We start from the raw sequence: 11,555 nt of genomic DNA, 5'->3' as shown, positions 1-11,555 counted from the left end.
AGGTTGCTGCTCGCTTCCGGCGTCGCAATCAAGTAGTACGCCGCGATGCCGTACTTCAGGGTCGGCAGGCTCACCTCCGCCACCGTCGCGCCCGCCCCTTCCAGCAGGGCGCGGGTGCGCTCCAGGGTCGCCATCACACCCGCTGTATTCCCCTCCAGCGACTCGCGAATGAACGCGAAGCGCTTGCCTCGCAGCTCCAAGCCGAGCGCCGACGTGAACGCCGGTGGTGCCTGCAGACTCGTACCGTCCCGGGGGTCATGACCGGCGATCACGTCCATAACCGTCGCGAGGTCCTCCGCGTGCCGCGCGAACGGCCCCACCTGATCGAGGCTGCTCGCGTACGCCACGAGGCCATACCGACTTACGCGACCGTACGTCGGCTTAAAGCCGTATACGCCCGTGAACGCCGCCGGCTGCCGCACACTCCCGCCCGTATCGCTGCCCAGCGAGAGTGGCACCATGCCGGACGCGACCGCCACGGCGCTCCCCCCGCTGCTGCCGCCCGGCACGCGCGCCGGGTCCCAGGGGTTCCGGGCCCGCCCGAACGCGCCACTTTCCGTGCTGGATCCCATCGCGAACTCGTCCATGTTCGCCTTCCCAATGATCACGGCGCCCGCCGCTCGCAACCGCTGCACCGCCGTCGCGGTATACGGGCTCACGTACCCTCCGAGTGCGCGGCTCCCACAGGTGGTGTGGGTGCCCTGCAGGTTCAGGTTGTCCTTGATGACGACCGGAACGCCCGCGAGCGGCAGGTGCTCGCCACGCGCCACGCGGGCCGCCACCTCCGAGGCGTCCGCGCGGGCCTCATCGTCCCGGCGGCTGATCAGCGCGCCGAGGTGCTCCAGGCGCTGCGCTTCTTGGAGGGCCTGCTCCGTCAGGTCTTCGGGCCGGGCGCGGCCCGCGCGGACCTCACGGGCCTGTTGCGTCGCGGAAAAGTGCATGCGGGCATCATAGCGGCCCCCCGGCACCCCCGCCGGAGCGCGTGTAGAGGACCCCCGCGAGCGCCGCCCCTCAGAAAGGCCGAACGAGAACCGCCTCGCCCGCCCGCAGATCATGCCGCAACATCAGGTCGGGTGGCAGCAGCAGGCCCGTCCCGGCAGTCGTGCTCCCCTGCACCGGAAAATTGAGGACCGTTCCGTCGTCGCGCCGCGCCTCTATACGGGCCACATGCCGCGCCACGTCCTCGCGCCAGCGGCGAAGGATCACCTCGTCAATGAGGGCTACGCCCTCCACGCTGCGCGTCACGCCGATCAGCAGCCGCGCCAGCCGCGTGCGGCGCGGCACCAGCAGCCCCAGGCGCGCCAGACGCCCCAGAAGGGCCCGAGCCACCGGGTCGGCGATGAGTTCCCCCACAGGCCGGGCCGCGTCGATGTCGCGCAGCACGTCGCGTTCGTGCAGGCTGAGCGCCATGGCGTTCACACGGTCCGGCGCAGTCAGCCGCGCTACCCCGTCAAACCGCAGGTCCGGTGCAGGCAGATCCCGCAACGCCTCCATCACGAACGCCTCCACGGGCGTCTGCAGCGTCGGGTGCGGATGCGTAACCCCCTCCAGAAACTGGAACTGCCCGCGAGGGTCCGCGAGGAGGGCCGTCAGGGCGGCACCACCTGACTGCGCGCCACGCTCCACATGGCGGAGCTGCCCCTCCTCCAGGTACGCCCAGAAGGCGTCGCCGTCCGGAAGGTCCACGCGCAGCGCCCCGGTCCGACCGTGGTGCGCGAGCATGAACAACAACTCCAGGACATCGAACGTCTCCAGATTCAGGGACGGCGTCATACGGATCGCTCCCATGTTGGCGGGTCGCTGCACTTCCCGCAAGCACCCATGCGTCAGCCGCGCAGCAGGTGGCTGAATTCACCCTCGCCCAGCGGCGGCAGCTCCGCCAAGGAGGCCAGACCGAATTCCAGCAGGAACTTCTCGGTCGTGCCGTACAGCAGCGGCCGACCGACCGCGTCGCTGCGCCCAACCACCTTCACGAGCTCGCGCTCCTGCAGCGTCACGATGGTGCCCGCTGAACCGCCGCGCATCCCCTCGATCTCCGCGCGCGTAACCGGCTGGCGGTACGCGATGACCGCCAGCACCTCCAGCGCGGCACTCGACAGGGCCGGCAGGGGCGGCGGCGCCAGCAGCGGCGCGAGACGTGACGTCAGCTCCGGCGGAACGACCAGCCGGTACCCCCCGGCGACCACCTCCACGCGGAACCCCAGGTCGGCGCCGTTCAGCGCGGTGGCGTACCCTGCCGCGAGCGCTGCCGCTTCCGCAGTCGGCACCTGCAACACGGACGCGAGTTCCGCCGCCGTGACTGGCCGTCCAGCAGCGAGCAGGGCCGCGCCGATCAGGGCGTGCACGCGAGCGCCTCCCGCACAGCGTCCGCCCGAACAGCGCCCTCCCGCAGAACCACGCCCGTCTCGAGGTCCACGACGGTACTGGCCAGCCCCGCCGCGTCCGGGCCGGGCAGCAGCACGTCCGCCAGCGCGTACGCAAGCGCCTGCTCGAAGGTGCTCGCGGCCACCTCACCGCTCAGGTTCAGGCTGCTGGCCGCCAGCGCGCCCCCCACCGCGTTCAGCACCGCGTGGGCGTGCACGTGATCCGGAACGCGCACACCCACGCGGCCGTTCGATACGAGCGCCGCCGGCGCAAGCGGCGACGCTGGCGCGACCAGGGTGAGTGGACCCGGCCACAACGGCGCGAGCGTCAGGAACCGTGCGCGCAGCCGCTCATCCAGCCTGAAAAAGCTCGCCGCGCGCGCCGGGTCCGCGCACAACACCTGAAAGGGTTTCCCTTCCGGGCGCCCCTTGGCTGCCGCGAGCCGCGCCACCGCGTCCGGCTGCGCCGCGCACGCCAACGCCCAGACCGTCTCCGTCGCGAAGCCGATCAGACGCCCGTCCAGCACGGCCACGCGGGCGCGCTCCAGCGCCACCTGGTCCTCCGCACTCATGAACAAAAAACCCCCTTGACGCGCAACAAAAAAACGCCGACGAACTCACAGCGGCGCGCCACTTCCCGAGACTATACTGCTCGTATGCCCGTGTTTGAATATCGCGTCCGCGACAGGAACGGCAAGATCCTCGCGGCGACGCTCGAAGCGGAAACCATCGCCCAGGTCCGCGACGCCCTGCGCGCCAAGGGCATGATGATCGTCGACATCAAGGCCCCCAAAACCGGCCTGAACGGCGACGTCAAAATCCCCTTCCTCGACGACCGACCACCCAGCGTCAAGATCGTCGCTGTATTCTCCCGTCAGCTCGCCACGCTGATCAACGCGGGCGTGCCGCTCGTGCAGTCCCTGGCGATCATGCAGAGACAAATCGAGCACAAAGGCTTCCAGAAGGTCGTGCGCGAGATGCGCACCGATGTGGAAGGCGGCCTGCCGCTGAGCGAGGCCATCAGCAAGCACCCGAAGGTCTTCTCTCGCCTGTACATCAACCTCGTGCGCGCCGGCGAAACGTCCGGGACGCTCGACGCGATCATGGACCGCATCAGCTTCTTCCTCGAGAAGCAGCTGGCCCTGACGGGCAAGATCAAGAGCGCCCTCACGTACCCGGTGATCGTGCTGGTGTTCGCGATCCTGATCACGTACTTCCTGCTCACGACCATCGTGCCGCAGTTCGCGAGTGTGCTCACGTCGCTCAATGCGCCCCTGCCGGCCCTCACGAAGTTCCTGATGGCCGTGTCGGACTTCCTGAGGACCAAGGTCCTGTTGATGGTGGTGATCATCGCTGGCCTGGTGTTCGCGTACCGCTCGTACTACAAGACGGCGCAGGGCCGCCGCGTCATCGACCAGATCAAGTTGCGCCTGCCGGTGTTCGGGACCCTCACGCAGCGCGGCGCGATCGCGAACTTCACGCGAACCTTCGGGTTGCTGCTCGCCAGCGGCGTGAATATCATCGAGAGCCTCGAGATCACGAAGGGCACCGCGAACAACGCCATCGTGGAGGAAACCATCGAGAACGCCCGCAACGTCGTGATGGTCGGTGAGCCGATGAGCGGCAGCCTCGCGACGAGCAAACTGATGCCGCCCATGGTGGTCAGCATGGTTTCCATCGGTGAGGAAACCGGGAGCCTCGACCAGATGCTCAACAAGGTCGCGGACTTCTACGACCGCGAGGTGGACGAGGCCGTGGAAAGCCTCACGGCGGCCATTGAGCCGATCATGATCGTGTTCCTCGGGACCATCGTGGGTGTGATCGTGGCGGGGATGTTCCTTCCGATGTTCAGCATCATCGGCGCGCTCAGTCAGTAACCGCCGGACGTGATGCACGGGCGAGGCCGGGGCAACCCGGCCTCCTGCTTGTTCTGGTCGGCGCTGGTTAGCGGGCGTCGGCGTTCCAGCGCTGCTCGGCGGCCTGCTTGATGGGGTTCGCTCGCGTGAGCGGAGTTTCGCTTTGCGCGCCGACTTCACGTTCCGGCTGGCGCGTGGGGGTGGGGAGACTGCGGTTCATGACGTTCAGCAGACCCGACAGGACATTCGGCGCGAGCCGCTCGGCGTACGCGAGGGCCAGCGCGGGCCCGCCGACCACCACTTCCGGCTCTCCGCGGCGGAGTGCCTGCACGAGGCGGCGGGCGGCTTCGTCGGCGTTCAGGGACAGGATGGGGGCGTTGTCGCCGAGCGCGAACCACAGGTACTCGCGTTTCGTCTGTCCGCGCGTTTCGGCGTGGCGGGCGCTGCCGGTGCGCATCAGGCCAGGGTCGGCGGTGACGACGGTGATGCCGTCGCGGGCGAGCTCGGCGCGGCTTACGCGGGAGAAGCCGCGCATGGCGAACTTGCTGGCGACGTAACTGGCGAGGTGCGGGACGGGCACGCGCGCGCCGATGGACGTGATGTTCAGGATGCGTCCACGCGTGCGGCGCAAGTGCGGGCGGGCGGCGTACGTGAGGTGTACGCCGGCGAAGAAGTTGATGGCCATGGCCTGCTGGTAATCGCTGGCGTTCAGGTGGTGCAGGGGACCGACCTGGATGATGCCGGCGTTGTTGATAAGGACGTCGAGGCGTCCGAAGCGGGCGAGGGCAGCCTGGACGACGCGCTCGCCCTCGCCCGGGCGGGTGAGGTCGGCGGGGACGGTGAGGACCTCGGTGCCGGTGAGGGTAACGCGTGCACGGTCGAGTTCCTGCTCGTCACGGGCGGTGAGGACGAGGCGCGCGCCGAGGCGGGCACATTCCTGCGCGAGGGCGAGGCCGAGGCCGCGGGAACCGCCGGTGATGAGGACGACGCGGTCACTCAGGGCGGCGAGGGGGCGAGGGCGGCGGGACCAGGCGAGCAGACCCAGACCGGCGAGCAGCAGGGGAAGGGGACGCATACGGTTGTTGTAGACCACTTGATGGGGTGCGCGTGGGGGTGTGAAGGTCCTGTTAGGCTCCGCTGAGGGGAACTGCCGGGCTTTGCGAGTGCCGCGTGAGGGTGGGTGGCGTCAGGGTTCACGGGACGTTAGCGGGGCGTTGCTATGGTGCCAATGTGGGTGAATTCATACACTTTCGTGTGGGGTGGCTGCGTTCCATAGGCGCATGAGTGAGGAACAGAAACAGACGTTGCCGCCGCAACATCAGGACCAGCAGCCGGGTGTGGAAGCCGAGATGACGCCCGACCCGGTGTACATCAAGCCGGACTACAAGGCCGCCGGGAAACTGACCGGGAAGGCCGCGATCATTACAGGCGGGGACAGCGGGATCGGGCGCGCGGTGGCCGTGCACTTCGCGCATGAGGGCGCGGACGTAGCCATCGTGTACCTCAATGAGCACGAGGATGCCCAAGCGACGCAGCAACTCGTGGAGGCGGCGGGACGCCGCTGCGTGCTGATCGCCGGGGACGTCGGCGATGAGGCGTTCTGTCAGCAGGCGGTCGCGCAGGCCGTGGAGGCGTTCGGACACCTGGAGATCCTGGTGAACAACGCCGCGGAGCAGCACCCGCAGGAGAGCATCGCCGACATCAGCGAGGCGCAGCTGGAAAAGACCTTCCGCACGAACATCTTCGGGTATTTCCATATGGTGAAGGCAGCGCTGCCGCACCTGCAGGCGGGCGCGACCGTCATCAACACGACGTCCGTGACGAACTACAAGGGCAGCCCGCAGCTGCTGGACTACGCGTCCACGAAGGGGGCGATCGTGGCGTTCACGCGTTCGCTGTCCATGAGCCTGATCGAGCAGGGCATCCGCGTGAACGGCGTGGCGCCCGGGCCGATCTGGACGCCGCTGATTCCGTCGACGTTCCCGCCGGACAAGGTGGCGAGCTTCGGTGCGGACGTGCCCATGAAGCGCCCGGGGCAACCGGCGGAGGTGGCGACGTGCTTCGTGTTCCTCGCGTCGGACGATTCGAGCTACCTGAGCGGGCAGGTGCTGCACCCGAACGGCGGCGAGGTCGTGAACGGCTAACCGGCCTCAGCAGAGCAGAGGGGCGCCCGGGTGGGCGCCCCTCTGCTCTGCCGGAGTTACTTGCAGAGATCGGTGGTGCAGACGTCGAGCGTGGCGGACGTCGCCTTGTCTTTCACGACCAGCTTCAGGTACAGGATGTTGCCGTCCTGCGCGTACGCGTCGCCGGTGGTGGCGTCGAGTTCAGCAGGAGTGACGCGGCGCAGCAGGTTCTTGTTGTCGATCCACCAGTCACGGTACACGCGGGGCGTGCCGCTGAACGGCAGGGTGAGGCGCAGCGTCTGGCCGGGCGTGACGTACTGGAAGCCGAGGCGCATGTGCGCGCTGCCCGGGAGGTTCAGGGCGTACTGACCGCTGACCGGCAGCGTCGTGGAGTACGTGGGGGTAGTGCCAGGCGTGCCGTGCAGGCTGAGGGTCCCGCCGGCGCCCGTAACGGTGATGTCCCCGAGGGCTTCGGCGCTCACGGCCTGCAGCCAGAAGCGTCCGAACGGGCCGCTGCAGACGCTGGCGTTCCAGGCGTCGCGGCGGGCGCAGTCGCCGGCGTTCAGCAGGGGGCTGGTGGCGACGACGTACTTGCCGGCGGTGCCGGTGACGCTGCCGTCCGCGTCGCGGAAGGTGGCGGCCTTGTCGCCGTCCTTGTCCGCGAGGGGCGTTTCGAGCCACACGTGGTTGCTGCTGTCCAGCCAGGTGAGGCCGCTGGCGCTGTTCATGGGGCTGAGCGGGAAGGCGTTCCGGCGGTTGTACCCGAGGCCGCTGGCGGGGCGAACGGCGTTCGGGAGGTACTTCGCGAAGGTGACGTTGCGGGCCGTGACGGTGCCGTCGTAGAACTCGAAGCCGCGGATGGGGAACGCCGCGTCCCACGGTTGCGGGAGGCTGCGGCCGCCCTCGCCGGTCTTCTCCCAGCTGGCGGGCGCGCCCGCGTTGCTGGTCTCGCCGACGAACAGGGTGCCTTCCACCTCGACGTTGTTGGCGGCGAACGTCGCGCCGATGGCGTTGTCGGACAGGACGCCGCCGCGCACGCGCTGCGCGTCGCCGCGCAGCCACACGCCGCGCACGCGGTTCTTGTAGGCGGTGAAGTTCTCGAACACGGCCTCAACGGGCGCGGACTTGGCGTCGGCGGGCGTGGTGCGGGGGGTGTACGAGAAGGTTTCGGTGGTGGTGCCGTCGGCGCCGTTGCCGTTGTCGACGTTCAGGCCGGTGCCGTCGGTGCTGTGCGCGGTGTTGTTGCGGAACGCGGTGAGCGGCGTGCGGCGCGGCCAGGTGTCGGCACCGTTCGCGGCGGACAGGCCGGTGGGGTGCGTGGGCATGGCGTACCAGAACCCGAAGCCCTGCACGCCCGCGGCGACGTTGCCGACGTAGGTGTTGGCGGGGTTAGTGATCCAGAAGGCAGCCGGGTTCTTGTCGGAGGTGAGCAGGGGCGTCTCGCCGCGTTTCGAGTCGGGTTTGCGGACGAACATGGCGAGGTTGCTGTCGAAGGTGTTGCCGGTTTCGGCGCCGTCCTCCATGAAGAAGCAGTGGCCGACGACGTCGTGCGTGACGTTGCGCTGCACGAGCAGGTCGTTGGTGCCGTGCACGGTGAGGCAGCGGTTGAACAGTTCGTGCAGGCTGTTGCCGCGCACGTACGAGCTGCGCATGGAGCCGGCCATGTGGAAGTGGATGGGGTAGCGGCGCAGGGTGTTGCGCTGGCCCATGCGGGTGAGTTCGGCGCCTTCGATGCGGGCGGTGCTGCCCTGCATGACCATGATCTGCCCGCCGATGCCGCTGTTGACGCTGTCAGTATCGCCGCGGACGACGACGTTGCGGCTCAGCAGGCCCACTTCAGCGCGTTCGTCGGTGCTTTGCGCGCCGTACGTTTCGGTGGAGGCCCAGTGGGTGTACTTGAGCGGGGTGGACAGGGTCACGAGCGCGCCGCTGACCTTCTGGACGGTTACGACTTCCGTCTGGGCAGGGTCGTAGTCGGTGCTGGCGATGGCGAGGGTGTCGCCGGGGCGCCAGGAGGGGGCTTCCTGCAGCTGCAGTTCGGTGGCACCTTTGGTGGCGGTGCGGGCGAGGCGCGTCCAGGCGGTGCGGTTCTCGCCGTGCAGGTCGAGCGTGCCGCCCATAACGCCGATCACGCGGTCGCCCATGCCCATGACGTCCTCACCAGGCGTGGCGTTCGTGAGGGTGATGGTGGCCTGGTGCGTGAGCGGCTGGCTTTCGGTGCCGGCGGCAAGGGTGCCGTGAACCATGATCCAGTCGGTGCGCAAGTCAAGGTCGGCGTCCTTGAAGACGAGGGCGCTGCCGGTCGGGATGGTGAGGCCGGCGAGGCGTGGGGGGGACACGTCGAGGAGCAGGGTCTGCCCGGCGGGTACGGTAACGGTTTCGCCTTCGGCGGGCACGTGGCCGCTCGGCCACACGGCGGGGTCGCTCCAGCGGGCGGTGGTGGCGGGAGTGGGCGTGGCGGCGGGCGGGGTGAGGACGGGCGCGCTGCTGCCCGGGGGGGTCGTTGGAGGAGTTGAAGGGGCCTCGCCGGTCGTGGAGGAATTGCCGCAGGCGCTGAGCAGCAGCGCCAGGGAGCACACCAGGATCATGCGGTTCTTCATGCCCTCTTAAAGTAACAGGTGCATGGGATGGCATGCCGTGAATTTCTCGTCCCTGTCGCCGTGGAAGCGGTTTCAATTACGAGTAGGACCTGAGAAACGAGTGTGGAAAATGAGCAGGCCTAGCCCTCCTGCGCGTGCTCCAACGCACTCCCGATCAGCTGCGTAACGTGATGGTCCAGCAACGTGTAGTACGCCACGCGCCCCACCTTCCGGAAGCGGACCAGACGGTGCGCGCGGAGCAACCGCAGCTGGTGGCTGGTGGCGCTCTCACTGATGCCCACCACCGCCGCCAGATCGCATACGCACAGTTCCTCGCGGCTCAGGGCACTCAATATACGCAGGCGCGTCGGATCGGCCACGGCCTTCAGGAGCGCGCTCGCGCCCTCCACGCACCCGTCGTCCGGCACGGCCGCGCGCGCCCGCGCCACCGCTTCCGGGTGCACGCACGTCGTCTCGCAGGCATCGTCGGGCAGTACGCGCGTCATGCGGCCTCCCGCCAGCGCAGCAGCCTCAGCGCGTTCGCGGTCACGAGCATGGTCGCGCCCGTGTCCGCCAGAATCGCCGGCCACAGGCCGGTCACGCCCAGCAAGGTCGTCACCAGAAACACCGCCTTCAGGCCCAGCGCGAACGCCACGTTCTGCCGGATGTTCCGCAGCGTCGCGCGCGCCAGGGCCACCAGGGCAGGCACGCCCAGCACGCCCCCACGCAGCAGCGCCGCGTCCGCTGTTTCGAGGGCCACGTCCGTGCCACCCCCCATGGCAATGCCAACATCGGCGCGCGCCAGGGCGGGCGCGTCGTTGATGCCGTCGCCGACCATCGCCACCCGCCCGGCGCCTGCCAGCGCCTCCAGACGCGTCAGCTTGTCCTCGGGCAGCAGGTCCGCGTGCACGCGCAGCCCGAGCGGCGCCGCCACGGCATTCGCGGTGCGGGCATTGTCGCCGGTGAGCATGACGGCCTCCACACCCAGCGCCCGCAGGCGCGCGAGCGCGGCGGGCGTATCCGCGCGCGGTTCGTCGCGCAGGGCGATCAGGGCGCGGGGGGTTACACCGTCCAGCACGATCACCACGGTCTTCCCGGCGGCTTCCAGCGCGGCGATGTCCGCCTGAACGCCTTCAGGGAGGGGCGCGAGGGTGCTCACGTGGCGGGGGCTGCCGACGGTGATCTCGCGGCCCCCGATCCTGGCCGTGACCGCCCGGCCGGGCAGGGCACGCGCCTCTTGCGCAGCCGGAACCGCGACGCCGAGGTGCGCGGCGTGCTCGACGATGGCGCGCGCGAGCGGGTGACTGCTGCCCGCCTCCACCGCGGCCGCCAGCGCCAGGGCCTCGTCGGCGCGCCCATGCAGCGGGTGCACGTCCGTGACGCGCGGGTGCCCGGTGGTGAGCGTACCGGTCTTGTCGAACGCCACCAGGCGCACGCCCGCGAGCGCTTCGAGGGCCGCGCCGCCCTTCACGAGCAGCCCGCGGCGCGCGCCCGCACTGATCGCACTCGTGACTGCCGCCGGAACGCTCAGGACCAGCGCGCAGGGGCAGCCGATCAGGAGCAGACTCAGGGCGCGGTACACCCAGGTGTCCCACGCCGCCCCGGCCAGCAGCGGCGGAAGCACCGCCGTCAGGGCTGCGATCAGCACCACGAACGGCGTGTACACGTGGCTGAACCGGTCGATCAGGCGGCTCACGCGCGCCTTGCGTTCCTCGGCGGCCTCGACCATGTGGATGATGCGCGCGACGGTGTTCTCGTGCGCGGCGCGGTCCACCCGCACCGTCAGCACGCCGTCCGTGTTGATGCTGCCCGCGTAGACGGCGTCGCCTGTCGCCTTATGGACGGGGACGCTCTCCCCCGTGATGGGGCTGTCGTCCACGGCGCTCTCGCCGTCCACGATGGTGCCGTCGGCGGGCACGCGGTCACCGGGGCGGACGCGCACGCGTTCCCCGACGCGCAGGGTGTCGGCGCGAACCTCCCGCAGGGCCTGACCTTCGAGAAGCAGGGCCGTTTTGGGCGTGAGGTTCAGCAGCGCGCGGATGCCGGCGCGGGCCCGCCCGGCGGCGACGCCCTCCAGGTACTCCCCCACGGCGAACAGGAACACGACAACGGCGCCCTCCGCGTATTCGCCGATGACAAGGGCGCCGAGGGCGGCGAGGGCCACGAGGGTGTTGATGCCGAACGGCTGCCCGAGGCGTGTGGCCGCCCACGCCTTGCGGGCGAGCGGCAGGGTGCCGGCGAGGGTCGCCGCGGCGTAGAACACGGGTGCGAGCGTGGGGGCGGCGAAGCTCAGCAGGTACGCGGCAAGCAGCAGCGTGCCGCTCACGAGGACTGTGCGGGCGGCCGGCGCACCCCACCATGGGGCTTCCGTGGTGGGAATGGGCGTCTCGGGGGCGTGCAGGGTGGGCGCGTAGCCGAGCGCGCGCAGGGTCTGTTCGAGGTGCGCGCGCGGCGTCTGCGCCTCGTCGAGTTCCAGGTCGAGGGTCTGGCGCGTGAAGCTGGTCTGGACGCTCGCGGTGCCCGGCAGGCGCGCGACGGCGCCTTCAACCTTCTGGACGCAGTGGGCGCAGTCCATGCCCGCGACGGTGTAGGTCAGGGAGGTGCCGTGCGCAGCGTGACTCATGCCTCCACTAT

General features: G+C 69.7%; 10 protein-coding genes (1 of these 10 only partly in view). 2 read left to right on the top strand and 8 right to left on the bottom strand.

Features of this window, described 5'->3' with window-relative positions; genetic code table 11:
* The 4 genes from gatA to DEIMA_RS05945 form a co-directional block, all read right to left on the bottom strand.
* A protein-coding gene (gatA, locus tag DEIMA_RS05960) for an Asp-tRNA(Asn)/Glu-tRNA(Gln) amidotransferase subunit GatA (protein ID WP_013556334.1) crosses the window boundary here: on the bottom strand, window positions 1–941 show its 5' portion. The gene continues 511 nt to the left of window position 1, outside the view; the window shows 941 of its 1,452 coding nt (coding positions 1–941); its start codon is at window positions 939–941; its stop codon lies beyond the left edge, outside the window.
* 70 nt (window positions 942–1,011) lie between these two features.
* Window positions 1,012–1,773, bottom strand: coding sequence for a DUF4388 domain-containing protein (locus tag DEIMA_RS05955; protein ID WP_013556333.1), 762 nt, complete (start codon window positions 1,771–1,773; stop codon window positions 1,012–1,014).
* Window positions 1,774–1,826: 53 nt separating this feature from the next.
* On the bottom strand, window positions 1,827–2,345 hold the full coding sequence (gene scpB / locus DEIMA_RS05950) for an SMC-Scp complex subunit ScpB (protein WP_013556332.1): 519 nt from the start codon (window positions 2,343–2,345) through the stop codon (window positions 1,827–1,829).
* The gene (locus DEIMA_RS05945; protein WP_013556331.1) at window positions 2,333–2,935 is read right to left on the bottom strand and encodes an L-threonylcarbamoyladenylate synthase; all 603 of its coding nucleotides are present in this window, start codon (window positions 2,933–2,935) and stop codon (window positions 2,333–2,335) included. Before DEIMA_RS05945 ends, scpB begins: the two co-directional genes overlap by 13 nt.
* A gap of 84 nt (window positions 2,936–3,019) precedes the next feature.
* On the opposite strand from DEIMA_RS05945, the gene pilC reads away from it, so the two are divergent.
* Window positions 3,020–4,240 (top strand): type IV pilus assembly protein PilC, encoded by a 1,221-nt coding sequence (gene pilC, locus DEIMA_RS05940; RefSeq protein ID WP_013556330.1) that lies wholly within the window; start codon window positions 3,020–3,022, stop codon window positions 4,238–4,240.
* 67 nt (window positions 4,241–4,307) lie between these two features.
* On the opposite strand, the gene DEIMA_RS05935 is transcribed toward pilC, so the two are convergent.
* Window positions 4,308–5,294 carry an SDR family NAD(P)-dependent oxidoreductase gene (locus DEIMA_RS05935; protein WP_013556329.1) on the bottom strand — a complete coding sequence of 329 codons (987 nt, stop codon included), beginning with the start codon at window positions 5,292–5,294 and terminating at the stop codon, window positions 4,308–4,310.
* A gap of 205 nt (window positions 5,295–5,499) precedes the next feature.
* On the opposite strand from DEIMA_RS05935, the gene DEIMA_RS05930 reads away from it, so the two are divergent.
* Window positions 5,500–6,363: an SDR family oxidoreductase gene (locus DEIMA_RS05930; RefSeq protein WP_013556328.1), complete on the top strand. Its 864-nt coding sequence runs from the start codon at window positions 5,500–5,502 to the stop codon at window positions 6,361–6,363.
* Between the two features lie 56 nt (window positions 6,364–6,419).
* Here DEIMA_RS05930 and DEIMA_RS16825 read toward each other — a convergent pair whose 3' ends face one another.
* The 3 genes from DEIMA_RS16825 to DEIMA_RS05915 form a co-directional block, all read right to left on the bottom strand.
* Window positions 6,420–8,942: a G8 domain-containing protein gene (locus tag DEIMA_RS16825; protein ID WP_013556327.1), complete on the bottom strand. Its 2,523-nt coding sequence runs from the start codon at window positions 8,940–8,942 to the stop codon at window positions 6,420–6,422.
* Window positions 8,943–9,061: 119 nt separating this feature from the next.
* Window positions 9,062–9,427, bottom strand: a complete 366-nt coding sequence (locus tag DEIMA_RS05920; RefSeq protein ID WP_013556326.1) for an ArsR/SmtB family transcription factor — start codon at window positions 9,425–9,427, stop codon at window positions 9,062–9,064.
* A complete protein-coding gene (locus tag DEIMA_RS05915) occupies window positions 9,424–11,544 on the bottom strand; it encodes a heavy metal translocating P-type ATPase (RefSeq protein ID WP_013556325.1) in 2,121 nt (706 codons plus the stop codon). The genes DEIMA_RS05920 and DEIMA_RS05915 overlap by 4 nt, the downstream gene beginning before the upstream one ends.
* Window positions 11,545–11,555: the final 11 nt, after the last annotated feature.

The sequence above is a fragment of the Deinococcus maricopensis DSM 21211 genome, from assembly GCF_000186385.1.
Lineage (GTDB): Bacteria > Deinococcota > Deinococci > Deinococcales > Deinococcaceae > Deinococcus_B > Deinococcus_B maricopensis.
This window is presented reverse-complemented; position numbering and strand designations above follow the sequence as displayed.

Excerpts from the sequence above, each read along its gene's own strand:
- DEIMA_RS05955 (WP_013556333.1), bottom strand. The coding sequence starts at position 1,773 with ATGACGCCGTCCCTGAATCTGGAGACGTTCGATGTCCTGGAGTTGTTG.
- DEIMA_RS05945 (WP_013556331.1), bottom strand. The coding sequence starts at position 2,935 with ATGAGTGCGGAGGACCAGGTGGCGCTGGAGCGCGCCCGCGTGGCCGTG.
- pilC (WP_013556330.1), top strand. The coding sequence starts at position 3,020 with ATGCCCGTGTTTGAATATCGCGTCCGCGACAGGAACGGCAAGATCCTC.
- DEIMA_RS05935 (WP_013556329.1), bottom strand. The coding sequence starts at position 5,294 with ATGCGTCCCCTTCCCCTGCTGCTCGCCGGTCTGGGTCTGCTCGCCTGG.
- DEIMA_RS05930 (WP_013556328.1), top strand. The coding sequence starts at position 5,500 with ATGAGTGAGGAACAGAAACAGACGTTGCCGCCGCAACATCAGGACCAG.
- DEIMA_RS16825 (WP_013556327.1), bottom strand. The coding sequence starts at position 8,942 with ATGAAGAACCGCATGATCCTGGTGTGCTCCCTGGCGCTGCTGCTCAGC.
- DEIMA_RS05920 (WP_013556326.1), bottom strand. The coding sequence starts at position 9,427 with ATGACGCGCGTACTGCCCGACGATGCCTGCGAGACGACGTGCGTGCAC.
- DEIMA_RS05915 (WP_013556325.1), bottom strand. The coding sequence starts at position 11,544 with ATGAGTCACGCTGCGCACGGCACCTCCCTGACCTACACCGTCGCGGGC.